Source organism: Tropicimonas sp. IMCC6043 (assembly GCF_004146235.1).
GTDB lineage: Bacteria > Pseudomonadota > Alphaproteobacteria > Rhodobacterales > Rhodobacteraceae > Tropicimonas.
The window spans coordinates 50,969-70,532 of the sequence record NZ_SELO01000017.1 but is presented as its reverse complement, the minus strand read 5'-3'; the positions used below and the strand labels follow the sequence as shown (position 1 = coordinate 70,532).

The window sequence follows — 19,564 nt, the reverse complement described above, 5'->3', positions numbered from 1 at the left end:
CAACCCCGGATCGAGCCATGTCGAACAAGCTGACCACTCTGGATGGAACCGAAATCTCCTCCTACTGCTTTGGTGCGATGCAGTTCGGAGCCGGGGCGGACCGGTCGGCTTCCGAGGAGATGTATGCCGCCTGCCGAGACGCGGGCATCAACTTTTTCGACACCGCCCACGGCTACACCGAAGGCCTCTCCGAGACCTGGCTCGGGGAAATGGTACGGCCAGAGAGAGAAGCGGTCTTCTTCGCCACCAAGGTCGCGGTTTCCGGCGGTTCGGGACGGCAGAACATCCTGACGCAGTTCGACGAGAGCCGTAGCCGGCATGCGCTTGACTGCGTGGATGGCCTCTATCTCCACCGCTGGGACCCGAATACGCCGTTGGAGGAGACCTTTGAGACCCTGGCTGTTCTCCGGGAAGACGGAAAGATCCGCTATGTCGGCGTGTCCAATTTCGCGGCCTGGCAGGTCATGAAGGCCGTTTGTGTGGCCAGCCGCCTGGGCCTGGAGATCTCGCTCCTGCAACCGATGTACAACCTTGTGAAGCGACAGGCCGAAGTCGAACTCTTCCCGATGGCGACGGATCAGGGAATTGCCGTGGCGCCGTATTCACCGCTCGGCGGCGGGCTCCTGACCGGAAAATACGTCGAGGGGAGCAGCGGGCGCCTGATGACAGATCAAGCCTATCACCGCCGCTACGGCGAAACATGGATGTTTGATGTCGCTCAGGCGCTGGTCGGGATCGGCAAGGAGGTCGGCCAGTCGTCCGCAACCCTTGCCGTGGCCTGGGTCGCCAGCAATCCGGCCGTGACCGCTCCGATCATCAGTGCCCGTTCGCTCGAACAGTTGAAGCCGTCCCTCGCCGCTGTCGGCCTCACCTTGGACCCAACACTTCGCGCGAGGATCACGGCGCTTTCGCCGACACCCGGTCCCGCGACGGATCGCTCCGAGGAAGTCGACGCGGCGTAACCGGCTGAAAACGAACGGCGGTAGTGCCCGCTTAAGGTCGGGTCTGCACGTGGCCTCCGTCCCGCGGGCGCCAATGCGTGGCAGTCAGGCGGGAAGTCACCGGGAAGGGCCCGATCGACTTTCTCCGAACCGGGGCCTCTTCGTCCGGCTATGCCCGGAGGCGGTTGCCGGCAGCGTCGAAGTAATATGCATGAGCGGGGTCGAAGCCGAGCCGCACGTCGGCTTCGGGCGAGATGTCGTGCTGGCCAAAAAGCCGGACGGTTATCTCGTCGCCGCCGGGCGAGGTCAGCAGGACGTTGGTGTCGCCACCGAGCTTTTCGACATGCATGACCCTGCCGCCGAGCTGCCCTTCGCCGTTGATCCGCAGGTTCTCGGGCCGGATGCCAAGGACCTGGTCCGGATTGCCCCCGACTTCGGCCGCGGACAGGAAGTTCATCGAGGGTGCGCCGAGGAAGCCGGCGACGAACTGGTTGGCGGGGTTGTTGTAGAGCTCCATCGGAGCCCCGACCTGCTCGACGATGCCGTCGCGCAGCACGACGATCTTGTCGGCTAGCGTCATCGCCTCGGTCTGGTCGTGGGTGACATAGATCATCGAGGCGTCGAGCGCCTTGTGCAGGGTCGCGATCTCGATCCGGGTTCGCATCCGGAGCGCCGCGTCGAGATTCGACAGCGGCTCGTCGAACAGGAAGAGCTTGGGCTCTCGCACGATGGCCCGGCCGATGGCGACCCGCTGTCGCTGGCCGCCCGAAAGCTCCGAGGGGCGGCGCGCCAGATACTGGTCGAGCGAGAGCATGTGGCTGGCCTTCTCGACGCGGCTGGAGATCACGTCCTTTGGCTGACCCTCTTGCTTGAGCCCGAGGGCCATGTTCCCCTCGACCGTCAGATGCGGGTAGAGCGCGTAGGACTGGAACACCATGGCGATGCCCCGCTTCGCCGGCGGCACGGTGTTGACGATCTCGCCGCCGATCTCGACGGTGCCGGAGGTCGCGTCCTCGAGCCCGGCGATCACCCGCAACAGGGTTGACTTTCCGCAGCCCGAGGGACCGACGAAGACGACGAACTCGCCCTCCTCGACATCGAGGCTGATATTCTTGAGCACCTCGATCTTGCCGAAGGACTTGCAGACATTAGTAAGTTTCAGAGCGGTCATTGGCGGATCCTCAAAGGTCGATGGCGCGGCCGGTGCGGATGCTTTCGTCGGCGGCAAGGCAGATGCGGAGCGATTGCACGGCATCCTGGGCGTGGCGGGAAAGGTCGATGTCTTCGGCGATGGCGCGGAGCATGTAGGCCTGTTCGGCGTCGCATAGCTCCTGGTGGCCGGGCTCGCCCGGGAAATCCACCATCTCGTCGCCGCTCAGGCGATGGATCTTGAGCGCGCCGACCTTGGTGTGGCCCTCGACATCGTCGGACCCTTCGTCGCTGGTCGAGACGATTGATACGGCACCGTTCGGCGACACGATGTCCTTCACGAAATGCGCGGTCTCCGACATCATCGGGCCCCAACCGGCTTCGTACCAGCCGACCGAACCGTCATCGAAGACCACCTGGAACTGACCATAGTTGTACATGTCGGGGGCGATTTCGTCCGAAAGCATGAGGCCCATGCCGTTGACGCGGCGCGGCGCGGCATCGGTGATCTGGCACATCACGTCGACATAGTGGACACCGCAGTCGACGATGGGCGACGTGGTCTGCATCAGCTGCTTGTGGGTTTCCCAGGTCTCGCCGTCCGACTGCTGGTTGAGGTTCAGGCGGAAGACGTAGGGGCCTCCGAGAGTGCGGGCCTCTTTGATCAGCCGCTGCCAGGACGGGTGGTGGCGCAGGATGTAGCCCACGACGAGCTTGCGGCCCGTCCGCGCGGCTGTGTCCGCCACGCGCTCGGCGTCGGCGACAGTTGTCGCCAGCGGTTTCTCGACGAAGACATGGGCGCCGGCCTCCATCGCCGCGCAGGCATAGTCCGCGTGGCTGTCGGAATAGGTGGCGATGCAGACGAGGTCCGGCCGGGTTTCGGCCAGCGCCTCCTCGAAGCTCTGGAAGCGCGGGTAGGCGGCCAGTGCCTCGGGGAGGTCTCGCCCGGAGCGGTCGACGAGGCCTACGATCTCACTTTCGGGGTGGGCGTGGTGGGCCAGCGCGTGGCTGAGGCCCATATTGCCGAGCCCGGCGATGACAGTGCGGATCATTTCACGGCTCCCGAGGTAATTCCGCGGATCAATTGCCGCGAGAAGATCACGTAGAGGATCAACACCGGCAGGATCGCCATGGAGAGCGCCGAGAGCACAGCGTTCCAGTCGGTCACGAACTGTCCGATGAAGACCTGCGAACCGAGCGTCAGCGTCTTGGTCGCCTCGGCGGGGGCCAGGATCAGCGGGAACCAGAGGTCGTTCCAGATCGGGATCATGTTGAAGACGGCCACCGTCGCCATCGCCGGGCGCACCAACGGCACCACCAGGCGGAAGAAGATGGTGTATTCGGAGAGTCCGTCGATCCGGCCGGCGTTCTTGAGGTCGTCCGAGACCTGTTTCATGAACTCGCTGAGGATGAAGACCGCTAGCGGCAGGCCCTGCGCCGTGTAGACGAGGATCAGCGCCAGCAGCGTGTTCACGAGGCCCGTCGAGACCATCATCTCGAGGATCGCCACGGTGCCGATGCGGATCGGGATCATGATCCCGAGCGCAAGGTAGAGCCCCATCAGCGTGTTGCCCTTGAAGCGGTACTCGGCCAGCGCAAAGGCCGCCATGGCGCCGAAAAGCAGCACGAGGAAGAGCGAGGCGACGGTCACGATCATCGAGTTCTGGAAGTAGAGGAAGAAATCCCCCTGCTTCAGAACCGTCTGGTAGCCGATCATCGAGAAGGTCTCGGCATCCGGCAGGGCGAGCGGTTCGCGGAAGATCGCCTTTCGGGTCTTGAAGGAGTTGATCAGGATCACGAAGACCGGGAAGAGCGCGATCACCGTGTAGGTCAGCAGGACGCCATGGGCGAGGGCGCTGTTGAGCGGGTTGCGGCGGGCCTTGTTCATGTCTCGCTCCTCAGAACTGGTAGCGGCGCAGCCGCGTCTGGATGCCGAAGAGGTAGATGCAGACACCCACCAGGATGATGCCGAACATGGCCGTCGCGATGGCCGAGCCCATATGCGGGTCGCCGAGTTGGAGCTGGAAGCCGAAGAACGTCCGGTAAAGGAAGGTGCCGAGGATGTCGGTCGAGAAATCCGGCCCCGCCAGCGCGCCCTGAGCGGCATAGATCAGGTCGAACGCGTTGAAGTTGCCGACGAAGGTCAGGATCGAGATGATCCCGATCGAGGGCAGGATGAGCGGCAGCTTGATCTTCCAGAAGGCGGCCATGCCGGTGATACCGTCGCATTCGCCGGCTTCCAGGATTTCCTCGGGGATCGACAGCAGCGCGGCGTAGATCAGCATCATCGGGATGCCGACGAACTGCCAGACCGAGACCAGCGCCAGCGTGGTCAGCGCATATTCTTCCTTGCCGAGCCAGGGGGCGTAGAGCGACTTCAGCCCGACCGCGTCCAGCAGCGAGGGCGCGATGCCCCAGATCGGCGACAGGATCAGCTTCCAGGCGAAGCCCACGATCACGAAGGAGAGGATGGTGGGAATGAAGATCGCCGAGCGGTAGAGATGGGCGAAACGCAGCCGCGGATGGCTGAGGATCGCCGCCAGCAACACGCCGATCGGGTTCTGCACCAGCATGTGGATGAAGAAGAACCAGAAATTGTTGCCGAGCGCGTTCCAGAATTGCTCCGACCAGATCTGGTCTCCGAAGAGCGTGCGGAAGTTCTGGAGCCCGACGAAGACCCGCTGTTGCTCTGCCTCCGTATAGAGGGCAAGTCGCAACGTGTTGAAAAGAGGGAAGATCATCACCGCGGTATAGACGATCACCGCGGGCGCGAGGAACACGAGGATATGCCATCTCACGCGGGAAGAACGGCCTGAATCAGTCATGGGTCGTTTCCTGTCGGGAAGGGTCGGGGAGAGTCCCCGGGCGGCGATGCGCCCGGGGTCGTCATGCTGCGAGCGTTACTGCTGCGGCTCGTACCAGCTCGCCAGTCCGTCCTGCAGGCGCTTCGCGGCGTCCTCGGGAGACTCGGCCCCCTTGATCACCTGCGCCGAGGCGTTCCAGGTCTCGTTCTCGAGGTTCGGCGTGCCGCGCGACAGGATCTGGTAGGTCGAGCGGATTGTCGATTCGCACTTGCCCCGCCAGGACACGAATTCCTGGGCCAGCGGGTCCTCCATCGCCACATCGTAGCTGGACAGCGAGAAGAAGCCCGGCAGCGCGTTGGCATAGAGCGAGGCGAATTCCTCCGAGCCGACCCAGTTCAGGAAGGTGCGGGCGGCATCCGCATTCGGCGAGGCGGCGTTGAGGCCGATCGCGATGTCGGTGTGGTCGGAGATGTAGCAGGTGTCGTCGGCGTTCACGACCGGCGGCGGGAAGGCGCCCATCTCGAAATCGGCCTGGGTGTTGAAGCCCGAGATCTCCCAGGAACCGGCCGGGTAGATCGCGGCGCGGCCGAGGGTGAAGAGGTTCTGGCTGTCGGGATAGGTTTGGGCCTCGAAGCCGTCGCCGAGATAATCCTTCCACTTCGCGAGCTGGCGATAGGGTTCGACCCAGCCCTCGTCGGTTAGCTTCTGCTCGCCCTTGATGAGCGCCAGCCGGCCTACCTCGCCCTTCCAGTAGTTCGGGCCGATATTCTGGTAGCCCATGGTCGCGGCTTCCCACTGGTCGTTGGTGCCCATCGCCATCGGGATGTAGGTGCCGTCCTCCTTGATCGTGTCGAGCACGGCAAAGAACTCGTCGACGGTCGTCGGCGGCTCGATCCCAAGCTCCTCGAACGCTTCCTTGTTGTAGATGAAGCCGTGGATCACGGAGGCCATCGGCACGCAGAAGGTAGCGGAGCCGTCGTCGGTCTGCCATGCGGACTTGGCGACGTCGGAGAAGTTGGCCATCGCCTCGAGATCGGTCAGGTCCGCGAGCTTGCCGCCGTCATAAAGCGCCAGCGAGGCGTCGAAGGGTCGGCAGGTGATCAGGTCCCCCGCGCTGCCCGCGTCGAGCTTGGAGTTCAGCACCGCGTTGTATTCGGCCGGCGCCGAGGGGGTGAAGTTGATCTTGATGCCCGGATGGCTGGCTTCGAAGGCCGGGATGATCTTGTCCTGCCACAGCGTCAGGTCGTCGTTGCGCCAGCTCTCGATGGTGAGCGTGACGTCCTGGGCCAGCGCCGAGGTCGCAGTGAGAGCGGTGGTGGCGAGAAGCGCCGCACCGATGAGGGGTCTGGTCATATTGGTATCTCCCTGTTTGGTTCGTCTTGGCGGGCGTTCCGTCCGCCGGTGTCAGATTTGCGCCATCGCCGGGCGCAGGTGACCTCTTGATTGTTCAAGCAGTTCTTCGGCTTTCGCAAGCGATCCGGCGCCCAAGGCGAGCAGGACCGCCGGCTTCACCTTGCCGCCAGTCTCGGCGAGGCAGTCTGCTGCGGTTGCTTCGGGCACGCCCGCGATCCGGGACACCATGCCCGCCGCTCGGCGGCGGAGCTTGGCGTTCTCGGCCAGGACGTTGACCATCATGCCGTCATGGACATGGCCGAGCGCGATGCCCATCAGTGTCGACATCATGTTGAGTGCCGCCTTCTGCGCCGTTCCCGCGCCCATCCGGGTGGAGCCGGCGAGCACTTCCGGCGGCGTCGGCAGCAGGATCGATATATCGGCGCCCTCGAAGATCGGCGCGCCGGGGTTGTTGGCAATGGCGATGGTGCGCGCGCCGCGGCTGCGCGCCACGTCGAGGAAGGCGAGCGGGTAGGGGGTTGTGCCGCTGGCGCTGAGCGCGATCACGACGTCTCCCTCGGCAACGGTCGCGGTCGCCGCTCGGGCCGAGGCGTCGTCGTCCTCGGTGGCGCCGGGCATGCGCGCGTCGACCGGAACGCCGCCGGCCATGTGCAGCGCGATCCGGCTGGCGTCGAGCCCGAAGGTCGCCTCCAGTTCCGAGGCATCGGCCAGCGCCATCAGCCCGGACGAACCCGCGGCCGCGTAGTGCAGGCATTTGCCGGCGCGGATCGCGTCGGCCATCAGCTCCGCCGCCGCAGCAATCGAGGTGCGGCTTGCATCCATCGACGCGAGGGCTGCCATCTGTCCGTCGAGCAGGATGGCCGCAATCTCGGAGAGCGGGCGCGCGTCGAGGCCCGGCGCATCCGGATGCAGCTCTTCCGTGCCTCTCTTGTGCATGTGATTCCCTCCCGTCATCTTTCGAACAACAATACCTTTACGATACCTTTTGTCTACCACTTTCTTCTTCCGCGATCAAAATTCGGGAAATCTCATCGGATCAGAGAGTTTTCCACGACCAATTTCTAAGAAATGCCTTCCAAAGTCTCGATAGGTATTATAAAGGTATCTCATGCAACAGGAACACCACCCCATTCTGATCGGCGTCGACGGCGGAGGAACCTCCTGCCGGGTGGCGCTATCTGTCGCGGGCGCGCGCCACGAAGCGAAACTCGGATCGGCCAATGTCTCGACCGATTTCGATGGCGCCCTCGCGACCATTGGTGCTGCGCTGGCCGAGGCCGCAGCGACGGCTGGCGTGACCATGGACGCCGTCGCGGGCGGAACCGCTCATCTTGGCCTGGCCGGAGTCATGAGCCCTGCGATCGCCGGGCGGGTGGCTGCCGCACTGCCGATTCGGCAGGCGGCGGTGACCGACGACCGACCAACCACGATCGCCGGGGCGCTTGGAGAGGCGGATGGGGCGGTGGCGGCGATCGGCACCGGCTCGTTCATCGGCCGGCAGGCCGGCGGCGAGATCACCGGCCTTGGTGGCTGGGGATTCTATGTCGGAGACCAGGCCTCCGGTGCCTGGCTGATGCGGCGGTCCTTCGAGGAATTGATGCTGGCGGTCGACGGGTTGGTCGAGATGACGGGGTTCGGCCGCATGCTGCTGGCCGAACACGGCGACGATCCCGGCGCGGTGGTGCAGTTCTCGCTGCAGGCGCGGCCGGGAGACTATGCGCGGCTGGCGCGGCGGCTGGTGGATGCCGCGGAGGAGGGCGACCCGCTGGCCGCGGCGCTGATGTCGGAGGGTGCCGATTACATCCGGCGCGGGCTCGACCGGCTGGGCTGGACCGCATCCGAGCCGCTCTGCCTGACAGGTGGGTTGGGGCCGGCCTATGCGCGCTGGCTCGGCATCGAGACGGTGCCGCCACGCGGCACCGCGCTCGATGGTGCGCTGGCGCTGGCCGCCCGGCTGCGGGAGCGCGGGGCATGAGTGTGATCGACTTCCTCGCCCCTGGCGACTGGATGGAGGCCGCCACTGGCCCGCGCTACGCCCGGCTGCGCCGGCGGATAGAGGACGGAATTGCGCAAAGGATCTTCACGCCGGACGCGCCGCTGCCACCCGAGCGCGAAATTGCCGCGCAGACTGGCCTGTCGCGCGTGACCGTGCGCAAGGCAATCCAGGAGCTCGTCGCCCGCGGCATTATCGTGCAGCGTCAGGGGTCGGGATCTTTCGTCAAGGCGCAGGGGCATCGCGTCGAGCAATCGCTGTCACGCCTCACCTCCTTCACCGAGGACATGGTCCGGCGTGGCATGGAGACCAACGCGACCTGGCTCGAACGCGGCATCTTCCTGCCGTCGCCCGAAGAGGTCGTGGCGCTTGCGCTCTCCTCCGGCGACTACGTTGCGCGGCTGTCGCGCCTGCGCAGCGCCGGCGACAGGCCGATGGCGATCGAGCGCGCCGCCCTGCCGGTCGAGATGCTGCCCGACCCGCTGAAGGTCGAGACCTCGCTCTACCGGGAGCTCGAACGCCTCGGCTCCCACCCGGTACGGGCGTTGCAGAAGATCTCCGCGATCAACCTCGGCGAAGAGGAGGCGAGATTGCTCGACCTCAAACCGCGCGACGCGGGGCTGAGGATCGAGCGGCGGTCCTATCTCGCCGACGGGCGGATCGTCGAGTTCACCCGGTCCACATATCGCGGCGACGCCTACGACTTCGTCGCCGAGCTGAAACTCATCAACAGACAGGATTGACCATGCAGCAAGAGACCACCCAGATGCGGCGCGAGATCGAGGAGATCCCCACCGCAGTGGAGCGCCTGTTGACGCAGGGCGGGGCTGCGATCTCCGACGCGGCCGCCGCCGCCGCCGGCCATGACCCGGCCTTTGCCATCACCGTTGCACGTGGGTCCTCGGACCATGCCTGCACCTATCTGAAATATGCCAGTGAATTGCTGCTTGGCCTGCCGGTGGCGTCGGTCGGGCCGTCGGTTGCCTCGATCTACGGCGCCCCACTCAAGCTTGCCCGGAGCCTCTGCATCGCGGTGTCGCAATCCGGCAAGAGTCCCGACATCGTGGAACTCGCCTGCGCCGCAACGCGCGACGGGGCGCTGACCATGGCGATCACCAACGATTCCGCCTCGCCGCTGGCCGAGGTCTGCGGCCACACGCTCGACATCCATGCCGGACCGGAACGCTCTGTGGCCGCCACCAAGACCTTCGTTACCTCGGCTGTAGCCGGCCTGATGCTTCTGGCGGAATGGAAAGGCGACAAAGACCTCGTCGCGGCGATCCGCGCCCTGCCGGATCTTCTCGACGGGGCGACTCGGATCGACTGGCCCGAGGTTCGCGAAGCGATCGGCAGCGCGCCGTCGCTCTACACCCTCGGGCGCGGCCCGGTCTGGGCGATCTCCAACGAGGCGGCGCTGAAGTTCAAGGAAACCTGCCAGCTGCACGCTGAAAGCTACTCCTCGGCCGAAGTTTTGCATGGCCCGGTGTCGATCGTCGGCGAGGGGTTCCCGGTGCTCTGCTTCGCCGCCGCCGACGCCGCGGAATCCGCCGTTACGGGAATTGCCGATCAGATCGCCGAGAAGGGCGCCCGGGTGTTCGTCACCAGCCGCCAGGCCAGCCTTGCCAGCGCGATTGACACCGTGCGCACAGCGCATCCGCTCACCGACCCGATCAGCCTGATCGTGTCATTCTATTCGATGGTGGAACGGTTCGCGACCTCGCGCGGGATTGACCCCGACGCACCGCGGCACCTGAAGAAGGTTACCGAAACGCTATGACGGAAGCTGACCGGGCCTTTGTCGGGGCCGAAATCTTCGACGGCACAACCCTCTCGGCGGGGCGCGCGCTCCTGATCCGCGGAACGGAGGTCGCCGCGATCCTGCCGGAGGGCGACCTTCCGGAAGGTGTCGATGTCACTCCGTTGTCGGGCGTTCTTGCCCCGGGCTTCGTCGATCTTCAGGTGAATGGCGGCGGCGGCGTGATGTTCAACGGCGCCCAGGATGTCGCCACGCTCGCCACCATGGCGGAGGCCCATGGACGGCTTGGCGCCGCGGCGATCCTGCCGACTCTCATCACCGACACGTTCGAGCGCACCGAAGCTGCCATCGCGGCGGTGCGGAAGGCCGTCGCGGCAGGCGTTCCCGGAATTGCCGGGCTGCACCTCGAGGGCCCACATCTCTCGGTGGCACGGAAGGGCGCACACGACCCGTCGCTTATCCGGCCGATGGATGAGCGCGACCTGGCGCTGCTGACCCGTGCCGCCCGCGCCTTGCCCGCGCTGATGCTGACCGTCGCGCCCGAGAGCGTAAGCAACGAACAGATCGCGGCGCTGGCAGAGGCGGGGGCGGTGGTCTCTCTCGGCCATACCGACACCGATTTCGACACCTGCCGCGCCGCCGCGGATGCCGGGGCGCGCTGCGTCACCCACCTGTTCAACGCGATGAGCCAGATGGGGCATCGGGCGCCCGGCGTCGTGGGCGCGGCGCTCGCCGACGGGCGTCTCTCGGCGGGGCTGATTGCCGACCTGCTGCACGTCCATCCCGCGGCACTCGCTACCGCGCTCCGGGCCAAGCAGGGGCCGGGCCGCATTTTCCTCGTGTCCGACGCGATGGCCCCGGCCGGCACGGAGGACGATCACTTCGTTCTGAACGGTCGCCGGATCATCCGACGGGACGGACGGCTGACGCTGGCCGACGGTACGCTGGCCGGGGCCGATCTCGACCTCGCCACCGCGATCCGAAACCTCGTCGAAGTGATCGGGCATCCGCGCGAGGCGACCCTTGCCATGGCCACCTCGGTGCCTGCGGCGCTCATGGGGATCGACGACCGGTTCGGTCATCTCGCCGCCGGGCGCGCGGCGGATTTCGTTCATCTGGAGCCCGGCGGCGCGCTCGCCGGTGTCTGGCGCGCTGGACAGAAGGTCGCCTAGGTTCCCAGCGTCCTAGGGGGAGGCGCCCGGCCGACCAAGCCTGATTTCAATCACGGCAGGCGATGAAGACCCTTGTTCTGCGCCGCGCTCTCGATCGCGTCATTGGCCTGCAGGAGACCGAGCGCGGCTTGCGCCGAGCTTCCGCGCTGCCTACACCCGGAGAAGGCAAACCGGGATGACCGAAATGGACAGTGGCAAGCGCATTCTTCTGATCATCGGCGGTGGCATCGCTGCCTTCAAATCGCTCGACCTGATCCGGCGGCTGCGCGAGCGGGGGCACGCGGTGACGCCGGTGCTGACACCGGCGGCGGAGCAGTTCGTCACCCCGCTCTCGGCCTCGGCGCTTGCGGCGGAAAAGGTCTATCATGATCTCTTCAACCTCACCGACGAAGCGGAGATGGGGCATATCGAGCTGAGCCGGGCGGCGGATCTGGTCGTGGTGGCGCCGGCGACTGCGGACCTGATGGCAAAGATGGCGCATGGCCATGCCAATGACCTCGGTTCGACGCTGCTGATGGCCACCGACAAGCGGGTGTTGATCGCGCCGGCGATGAATGTGCGGATGTGGGAGCATGCGGCCACCCGGCGCAACCTTGCGCTGCTGGAGGGGGACGGGATCCTGCAAGTCGGTCCGACCGAGGGACCGATGGCCTGCGGCGAGTTCGGCTTCGGGCGGATGGCCGAGGTGCCTCAGATCGTCGAGGCGATCGAGGCGGCGCTGGCCGGCGGGCCGCTGGCAGGGCGCCATGTCGTGGTGACCTCGGGACCGACGCATGAGCCGATCGACCCGGTGCGCTACATCGCCAACCGGTCGAGCGGGGCGCAGGGCACGGCGATCGCCGCGGCCCTTCTGGCACTTGGCGCGCGTGTGAGTTTCGTCACCGGCCCGGCCCAGGTTGCGCCGCCACCCGGAGCGGAGGTGATCGCGGTCGAGACGGCGCGGGAAATGCGCGACGCGGTCCTGGCGGCGCTACCGGCGGATGCGGGCGTGTTCGCGGCAGCGGTGGCAGATTGGCGGGTCGCCAATGCCGGGACGCAGAAGATGAAGAAGGACGGCTCGGGGCGGCCGCCGGAGTTGGAGTTCGCCGAGAATCCGGACATTCTCGCCGAGGTATCGCGGCTTGCCGAGGGGCGCCCTGGGCTCGTCGTGGGCTTCGCGGCGGAGACCGAGCAGGTCGTCGAGCACGCCACGTCGAAGCGGGCGCGCAAGGGATGCGACTGGATCCTGGCCAACGACGTCTCGGCGGGGACGGGCATCATGGGCGGCACCGAGAACGAGGTCGTGCTCATTTCAGAGGCGGGTGCCGAGCGCTGGCCGCGCATGGGCAAGGCAGAGGTGGCGCGGCGGCTCGCCGCGCGGATCGCGGCGGCGCTGGCCTGAGAGATCACTCGAGCCCTGTCGATCCGAAGCCGCCGGCGCCGCGGTCGGTCTGCGAGAGCGTCTCGACCTCCAAGACGGACACACGCCGAATGTCGGCGACAACGGCCTGGGCGATACGGTCGCCGTGGCGGATCGAAAACGGGCTTTGGCCGAGATAGTAGAGTCCGATCTTCACCTCGCCGCGATAATCCTCGTCCACCGTGCCGGGGCTGTTCGGCAGGATGAAGCCGTGCCGGAGCGACAGACCGGAGCGCGGCCGGATCTGCATCTCGGTGCCTGGGGGAAGCTCGACACAGAAGCCTGTGGAGATCAGTTCGAGCTGGCCGTGCCGAAAGGTGATCGGACCCGCGGGCAGGAAGGCGCGCAGGTCCATTCCGGCCGCACCCGCCGTGGCATAGGAGGGCAGCGGCAGGTCGTCATTGCCGGCTATTCGTCTGAAGCGGAGTTCGGTCATGTCGGGCCCTGGTGGCGTTTGCGCCGCGCAGTGGCGGGCGCGGTCTGTCAGGGATGTAGACGCGTCACGGCGGGAAAGGCAATCATCCGTCCGGCCCGTCCACGCGCGCTACGGTCCTGATGTCGGAGGGCCCGGGCGACCGCCTCGGTCAACTCGATCTTGCGAAACGGTTTTCGCAACAGAGGCGCGCCCGGCGGCAACGCGCTGCCGGGGTCCGACCGGGCGTCGGCGAAACCGGACATGAAGACGACGCGGAGCTCGGGCCGGAGTCTGCGGATCTTTTCGGCAAGGGCCGGCCCGAGCAGCCGGCCCGGCAGCATGACGTCGCTCAGCAGAAGCGAAATCTCGGGATGGGTGGCGACGATCTCGAGGGCACTGTCGGCATCCGCTGCCTCCAGAACGCTATAGCCTTCGCCGCGCAGCAGGTGGCACGTCATCCGCCGGACATCCGGTTCGTCCTCGATGACGAGGACGGTGGAATTGCCGGGCGCGGATGCGTCGCCCAACACCGCGGCCGCCGTGCTCTCCGTGCTTTCCGGCGCCGCCGCGCGGGGCAGGAAGAGGTTGACGCAGGTGCCGACGCCTTCGCTCGATTCGATCTCGATCGCGCCGTTCGACTGGCGCGCAAAACCGTAGGCCATTGAGAGACCCAGCCCGGTGCCCTTGCCGTGCTCCTTGGTGGTGAAAAAGGGGTCGAAGGCGCGCGCGCGCACCGCTTCGCTCATGCCGGCGCCCTCGTCGCGCACCGAGAGCCGCACATAGTCTCCCGGCTCCAGTCCGAGCCCATCGGCCTCGCGCCGCGCCAGACTGACATTCTCGCACGCGATCAGAAGCCGGCCGCCCTCTGGCATCGCGTCGCGTGCGTTGAGCGCGAGGTTCAGAAGGGCGTTCTCGGCCTGACCGGAATCGGTGGCGGCGAACCAGAGATCGTCGGGAAGATCCAGCCGGACCTCGATCGTGTCGCCCAGGGTGCGCGCGGAGAGCGCATGGATATCCCGTGCCAGCCCGGCGATGTCGACCGGTTCAGGCCAGATCGGCTGACGACGGGCGAATGTCAGCAGCCTCTGGGCGATTTCGGCGCCGCGCCGCGAGGCGCGGATGATCGCGGTGCACAGCGGTTGGGAGTCCGGAAAATCCTCCTGCAACAGTTCCGCGTTGCCAAGGATCACCGCGAGCAGGTTGTTGAAATCATGCGCGAGCCCGCCGGTGAGCTGGCCGATTGCCTCCATCTTCTGTGCCTGATGGAGCTGGCTTTCAAGACGTGCTTGCTCGGTGATGTCCTGCACCGAGCCGCTCATTCCGAGGAAGGTTCCCTCGGCATCGCGGAGGATCTCGCCGCGCTCGCGCAAGGTCCGGATCTCGCCCGAGGGCATGATCGCGCGATGGACGAAGTCATAGGGAGCGCCGCCTTTCCAAGCTGCGGCAAAGGCATCGCGCATGCGCTGCCAGTCGTCGGGGTGAACGTAGGGCTCGAGATCCGTGATGCGCCCGCTGAGCTGCTGTGGTGTCATGCCGAGGATCTCGCAGGCTTCCGGCGACACCTCCAGGCGCTGATCCGGGTGGACGGACCAGCTTCCCAGCCGAGCGATCCGTACCGCCTCCTCGAGCCGCTTCTGGCTTTGGCGCAGCGCCTCTTCGGCGGCGACCCGCTCCGTCACATCCAGCAGCACCGTGATGAAGCCACCGCTGGAGGTCGGGTGCTCATAGGCCGTGATGCGGCGACCGTCCGGATACTGACCGACCCAATGGCCGCCTCCCTCTGCGATGGCCGCGCGCCTCCGTTGCACGAAATCCCCTGCGTCCTTGCATTCATTGGCGGCTGCGACCTGAGGCGCGATACACCGGAGCACGTGTTCGAAAGGCAGGCCGATCTCGACCGTCGCGCAGGGGGATGGCAACAGGTCGGGGAATCGGGTGTTCCAGAGGACGAGCTTTCCCTGCGGATCGAAATAGGCAAAGCCCACCGGAAGGGCTTCGATCCCCTCGCGCGTCAGCCGCTCCGCTTCGAAAAGGCGCCGCTGCTGTCGATGCGATTCCGTGACATCAAGATGGGTGCCGACCATGCGCACCGCGCGCCCATTGCGTCGTGAGACAAAGGCGCGCGAGAGAATGTTGCGCCAACTGCCGTCCTTGTGGCGCAGCCGGAACTCGTTCTCCACGACCGTCGTGTCGCCGCCGAAGACGACATGCGGATCGGCCAGCGCGTGCGCCCTGTCGTCGGGATGCACCAGCTCGGCGAAGGTCGAGAAATCATTCGCCATATCCTCCGGGCGGTAGCCGAGCATCAGGAAGTAGCGCGGCGAGAAATAGATCTCTCCGGTCTCGAGATTCCAGTCCCAGAGCCCCTCGCTTGCCCCCTCCATGGCAAAGGCAAAACGCTCCTCGCTCTGTTCCAGAGCCCGCTGACGGACGAGTGCGGCATAACTCAGAAAGCTCATGGAGAGGGCCAACGCGCCGCCCAGTCCCAGGATCACACGCCCTTGTGCCGGTCCTGACGCAGTGATGGAGGATTGTGTCGGGGACAGCGAAAGGATCCAGCGGCGGTCGGCGACCCGCACCGCTCGTTCGACAGTGTAATCCGACGCCACACCCGGGCTGCGAAAAAGCTTCTCGCCGGTGGCGTCTCGGATGTCGAGCACATGGGAGTTGCCGAGACGCGGCCCGAAGACTTGCGCAAGGAGTCGGTCGGAGCGGATGACACCGTTGACGAAACCGTGCAAATGCCCTTCCGCAAGGACGGGGACGTAGAAGACGAAACCGGTGCCGCCCTGGGCAAGCTCGAGCGGCGGCGTCGCCGCGACCTTCCTGGTCTCCCTGGCGCGAGCCAGGACCCGCGATGGCACCGGCAGGTCCGGCAGTGATAGGCCGAGCGCCGGCTCGTTGCCCCGGAGCGGCGTGACAATCTGGATGATGCCCTGCGGGTCGACCCAGTTGAGGGCCTGGAAATCGTCGAACTGCCTTTGCAGCCGCGCGAGTCTTTCGCCGATATCCTCATCACGCGTGGTGTCTTGAGCGATATGCTCCGCCGTATGCCGGACAGCCTGGATCTGGAAGTTGAGCCGCGTGTCGACCTCCGCGGCGATCGCATTGGCTCGTGCCGCCGTCACCGCCCGGATTTCGTCTCTCCGGACTCGGTCGAACTGGCGCTGGACCAAGAGCGTCGCGAACATCATCAGTGCCAGCACAACAAGGGCCAGAGCCACCGGACGCACCCGCCCCGAGCGTGGAAGGACGTCCTCGAATTCGCCGTTCATTCGCCCGTTTCCCTCGGCCCCGTTGCCCGCGCCTTTTCCGCCTGACTACACCGCAGTCGGTTAATCAATCGGAAATGGTCTCGGGGACAGCGTGCGCCTGAGCCCGCAGCGCCGCACGAAGTCCCCGGACCGCTGGAGCGTTGGACTGGCCCGCGCGACTGAGCAGGCCGACCGGCCGGATGATCTCGGGGCTAATCATCGGCCGGAGCGCCAGCCGCAGCCGGAGCACCGGGGCGACCGCGGACAGCGGCACCAGGGCGACTCCGACGCCGCCGGCCACCAGTTCGAGCGCGGTTGAGGCGCGATGCACTTCGAAGGTCCAGTGCAGCGGCAGGCGGACCCGCGCCATCGCGTCATCGATCAGGAGCCGGTTGCCGGTGCCGCGTGTCGGCAGGATCAGCGCCTCGCCGTCGAGCGCACGCCACGGCACGGCATCATGGGTGGCCAGAGGATGGTCGGGCGGCATCGCCAGGACAATTGGTTCGTCAAACAACGCCTCGAAATCCATCGCGCGGGCGAGCGCGGGGATCGAGCAGATACCGAAATCGGCATCGCCCTGCGCCACCGCCTCGGCGACATCGTTGGCGGTGATGTCGAGAATGCGGATGCGGGCGCCGAAGCCGGCGGCACGGAACCGCCGAATCGCGCCCGGCAGCAGGCGGGAGACGATGGTGGGCAGGGTGGCCAGGTTGACCACTGCGTTGCGCTGATGCGCGAAGGCGACGCTCTCGTCGCGCATCGCGAGCGTCGTTTCCTGCGCATCCTTGAGCATCGCCTCGGCGCGTGTCCTTAACCGCTTGGCCGCAAGCGTCGGACGCACCGCACGGGTGGACCGCTCGAACAATTCCGACCCGAGCCCGGCTTCCAGCTTCTGAATCCGTCGCGTCACTGCCGGCTGCGACAGGTTCAGGCGTTCCGCGGCGCCGTGGAAGCTGCCTGTCTCCATCACCGCGAGAAAGGCTTCGAGGTCGTTGAAATCGAAGTTGATGCGCATTGCCTATCAATCTTTTTGAAAGCGTCATTGGAAAAATCAAACATGGGCTGCTAGGCCACTGTCAAGCAACGCCAGACTGGACCGATCGACCGCGTGGGACCCGACAGACGGATATTGCGCCTCAGGGGCCGCACACTCGCCATTGCCGCACTCGGTGTGCTTGTCTTCAGCCTTGCCGGCCTCCCGCTGCCCTTCCTGCTCGGACCGATGTTCGCCTGCCTCGTCTTCGCACTGGCTGGCGCACAGATGGCGGGGATGGGACGCCTTGGTGTGGTTTTCCGCACGCTGCTCGGCGTCGCGGCCGGCGCATCGATCACCCCGGAGACCCTCGCGCGTGCGCCGGAGATGGCGCTTTCGCTCGCCTTTGTCCCGCTGTTCATCGCCGTGATCGGGCTCACATCCTATCCGCTCCTGCGCCGCGGTTTCGGCTTCGATCAGATCACAAGCTACTACGCCGCCATGCCCGGCGGCTTGCAGGACATGCTGGTTTTCGGCGAGCAGGCCGGCGGCAATGTCCGGGTCCTCTCGCTGGTCCATGCGACCCGCGTCCTGCTGATTGTCATCATCGCGCCGGTGGCGCTGCATGCGCTCTGGGGGACCGATCTCCACGCGCGGCCGGGCCTGCCAGCCGCCGAGATACCGCCGCAGGAAATCGCGCTGATGCTTGCTTCAGCGCTGGTCGGCTGGCAGGTCGCGGAGCGGCTGGGGCTGTTCGGTGCGTCCATCCTCGGTCCGATGATCCTGACCGCTGTCCTCAGCCTCACGGGATTAATTCACAATCGTCCGCCGGCCGAGATCATCTGGGCCGCGCAATTCTTCATCGGACTGGCTGTCGGTGCGAAATACACCGGCGTCACGGTTTCGGAACTTCGCCGCATCGTCTCCGCTGCAACCGCCAATGCGCTGCTGTTGGCGGCCATAAGCCTGGTGTTCATCGAGGTCATCGCCCAGTTGCAGATCGCGCCCGGCCAGGATGCGTTCCTCGCTTTCCTGCCAGGCGGGCAGGGCGAGATGGTGATCCTCGCAATCATCGCCGGGGCCGATCTTACCTATGTCGCCCTGCACCACGTGTTCCGCCTTGTTCTGGTGGTGATCTGTGCGCCTCTCGTGATGCGACTTTTCAACCGCCGCTGGCGCATCTGATCGCACTATCAGAGGTTGCTTTCGCGTTGAGCCCGCGGGGAAAAGCGCTAGGCTCCAGCGACGAGACGGAACGACAGGCGACGCCCCGGCCGGCGGCCGCCCGAGCGCGGAGACGAGAGCCATGACCCTGGTCCTGATCCTGGCCGCGGCCCTCTGGGGGCTCGGGCGGCTGATGGGCGCACCGCCCAGGGCGCGCAGCATGGCGCTTGGCGCATTGTTCGGTGCGGTACTTCTGGTGCAGGTCCTGCTTCCAAACGGTCACCCGCTGCGAGAGGCCACCGGCGGCTCTGCCGCCCCCTGGCTGCTGCTCGCCGGCGCTGCGGCGTTGGTGCTCCTCTATGCGGCTGTGATTCGCCGCCTTCGGGGGCGTGCGCGCCCTGAGGCCGAGAAACAGCCGGCTGCGCCCGCCCGGACTGGCGTCTTCGCCGAGGGCGAGTTGGAGCGCTATGCCCGCCATATCGTTCTGCGCGAACTTGGCGGGCCGGGGCAGAAGAGGCTGAAGGAGGCGAAAGTCCTCGTGGTCGGTGCGGGCGGGCTCGGCTCGCCGGCGCTGCTCTATCTGGCGGCCGCCGGGGTCGGAACGATCGGCGTGATCGACCATGACGACGTAGACAAATCGAACCTCCAGCGGCAGATCGCCCATGGCGACGCGGATATCGGATCGCCCAAGGTTTTCTCGGCTGTCAGCTCAATGTCGGCGCGCAACCCATTCATAACATTAAAGCCATACCATCGGGAGTTGACGGAAGACGTCGCTTCGGAGCTTTTTGCTGAGTATGATCTCATTCTCGACGGTACAGACAATTTCAACACACGCTACCTTGTGAACCGCACGGCAGTCGCCTGTGGCGTCCCGCTTGTCTCCGCTGCGCTGAGTCAATGGGAGGGACAGATCTCGGTTTTTCATCCGGCAGCAGGCGCGCCCTGTTACGAGTGTATTTTCCCCGAAGCGCCAGCACCGGGGCTCGCGCCTTCCTGTGCCGCGGCGGGGGTTCTGGGGCCGCTGCCGGGGGTTCTCGGCACGATGATGGCGGTGGAGGCGGTAAAACTTCTGGCCGACGCCGGGGAACCGCTGCGCGGGCGCATGCTCATCTACGATGCGCTCTATGGCGAAACCCGTCAGATCGCCCTTAAACGGCGGCCGGGCTGTCCGATCTGCGGCGGCTGACT

At 66.2% G+C, this 19,564-nt stretch carries 17 protein-coding genes; 8 read left to right on the top strand and 9 right to left on the bottom strand.

Translation table 11 applies throughout. The features are described 5' to 3' along the window. The first annotated feature begins 17 nt into the window (after positions 1-17). Positions 18-962, top strand: coding sequence for an aldo/keto reductase (locus EU800_RS15575; protein WP_129633957.1), 945 nt, complete (start codon positions 18-20; stop codon positions 960-962). A 148-nt stretch (positions 963-1,110) separates the two neighbouring features. Here EU800_RS15575 and EU800_RS15570 read toward each other — a convergent pair whose 3' ends face one another. The 6 genes from EU800_RS15570 to EU800_RS15545 all read right to left on the bottom strand — a co-directional run bounded on the left by EU800_RS15570 (position 1,111) and on the right by EU800_RS15545 (position 7,183). Then, on the bottom strand, positions 1,111-2,112 hold the full coding sequence (locus tag EU800_RS15570) for an ABC transporter ATP-binding protein (RefSeq protein WP_129633956.1): 1,002 nt from the start codon (positions 2,110-2,112) through the stop codon (positions 1,111-1,113). 10 nt (positions 2,113-2,122) lie between these two features. Next, positions 2,123-3,142 (bottom strand): Gfo/Idh/MocA family protein, encoded by a 1,020-nt coding sequence (locus EU800_RS15565; RefSeq protein ID WP_207209921.1) that lies wholly within the window; start codon positions 3,140-3,142, stop codon positions 2,123-2,125. Then, positions 3,139-3,978, bottom strand: coding sequence for a carbohydrate ABC transporter permease (locus tag EU800_RS15560; RefSeq protein WP_129633955.1), 840 nt, complete (start codon positions 3,976-3,978; stop codon positions 3,139-3,141). The genes EU800_RS15565 and EU800_RS15560 overlap by 4 nt, the downstream gene beginning before the upstream one ends. Before the next feature lie 10 nt (positions 3,979-3,988). Further along, positions 3,989-4,915 carry a carbohydrate ABC transporter permease gene (locus EU800_RS15555; RefSeq protein WP_129633954.1) on the bottom strand — a complete coding sequence of 309 codons (927 nt, stop codon included), beginning with the start codon at positions 4,913-4,915 and terminating at the stop codon, positions 3,989-3,991. A 75-nt stretch (positions 4,916-4,990) separates the two neighbouring features. After that, positions 4,991-6,247: an ABC transporter substrate-binding protein gene (locus tag EU800_RS15550; protein ID WP_129633953.1), complete on the bottom strand. Its 1,257-nt coding sequence runs from the start codon at positions 6,245-6,247 to the stop codon at positions 4,991-4,993. 51 nt (positions 6,248-6,298) lie between these two features. Further along, positions 6,299-7,183 carry an N-acetylmuramic acid 6-phosphate etherase gene (locus tag EU800_RS15545; RefSeq protein WP_129633952.1) on the bottom strand — a complete coding sequence of 295 codons (885 nt, stop codon included), beginning with the start codon at positions 7,181-7,183 and terminating at the stop codon, positions 6,299-6,301. Positions 7,184-7,355: 172 nt separating this feature from the next. On the opposite strand from EU800_RS15545, the gene EU800_RS15540 reads away from it, so the two are divergent. The 5 genes from EU800_RS15540 (at position 7,356) to coaBC (ending at position 12,549) form a co-directional block, all read left to right on the top strand. Then, on the top strand, positions 7,356-8,222 hold the full coding sequence (locus EU800_RS15540; protein WP_242500592.1) for a BadF/BadG/BcrA/BcrD ATPase family protein: 867 nt from the start codon (positions 7,356-7,358) through the stop codon (positions 8,220-8,222). After that, positions 8,219-8,983, top strand: coding sequence for a GntR family transcriptional regulator (locus EU800_RS15535; protein WP_129633951.1), 765 nt, complete (start codon positions 8,219-8,221; stop codon positions 8,981-8,983). The genes EU800_RS15540 and EU800_RS15535 overlap by 4 nt, the downstream gene beginning before the upstream one ends. 2 nt (positions 8,984-8,985) lie before the next feature. Further along, positions 8,986-10,017, top strand: a complete 1,032-nt coding sequence (locus EU800_RS15530) for an SIS domain-containing protein (RefSeq protein ID WP_129633950.1) — start codon at positions 8,986-8,988, stop codon at positions 10,015-10,017. Next, entirely contained in the window at positions 10,014-11,168 is a 1,155-nt protein-coding gene (nagA, locus tag EU800_RS15525; protein WP_129633949.1) for an N-acetylglucosamine-6-phosphate deacetylase, read from the top strand. The genes EU800_RS15530 and nagA overlap by 4 nt, the downstream gene beginning before the upstream one ends. Before the next feature lie 184 nt (positions 11,169-11,352). Further along, complete coding sequence (coaBC, locus tag EU800_RS15520) at positions 11,353-12,549, top strand: bifunctional phosphopantothenoylcysteine decarboxylase/phosphopantothenate--cysteine ligase CoaBC (RefSeq protein WP_129633990.1); 1,197 nt, start codon at positions 11,353-11,355, stop codon at positions 12,547-12,549. 4 nt (positions 12,550-12,553) lie between these two features. Here the strand turns inward: coaBC and dut are convergent, their stop codons facing one another. The 3 genes from dut to EU800_RS15505 all read right to left on the bottom strand — a co-directional run bounded on the left by dut (position 12,554) and on the right by EU800_RS15505 (position 17,251). Continuing rightward, the gene (dut, locus tag EU800_RS15515) at positions 12,554-13,003 is read right to left on the bottom strand and encodes a dUTP diphosphatase (protein WP_129633948.1); all 450 of its coding nucleotides are present in this window, start codon (positions 13,001-13,003) and stop codon (positions 12,554-12,556) included. A gap of 47 nt (positions 13,004-13,050) precedes the next feature. After that, positions 13,051-16,257 (bottom strand): PAS domain-containing protein, encoded by a 3,207-nt coding sequence (locus EU800_RS15510; protein ID WP_129633947.1) that lies wholly within the window; start codon positions 16,255-16,257, stop codon positions 13,051-13,053. A gap of 64 nt (positions 16,258-16,321) precedes the next feature. Further along, a complete protein-coding gene (locus EU800_RS15505) occupies positions 16,322-17,251 on the bottom strand; it encodes a LysR family transcriptional regulator (protein ID WP_129633946.1) in 930 nt (309 codons plus the stop codon). 93 nt (positions 17,252-17,344) lie between these two features. Here EU800_RS15505 and EU800_RS15500 point away from each other — a divergent pair, with 93 nt between their 5' ends. Beyond that, a complete protein-coding gene (locus tag EU800_RS15500) occupies positions 17,345-18,394 on the top strand; it encodes an AbrB family transcriptional regulator (RefSeq protein ID WP_242500591.1) in 1,050 nt (349 codons plus the stop codon). 121 nt (positions 18,395-18,515) lie between these two features. Further along, positions 18,516-19,562: a HesA/MoeB/ThiF family protein gene (locus EU800_RS15495; RefSeq protein WP_129633945.1), complete on the top strand. Its 1,047-nt coding sequence runs from the start codon at positions 18,516-18,518 to the stop codon at positions 19,560-19,562. Positions 19,563-19,564: the final 2 nt, after the last annotated feature.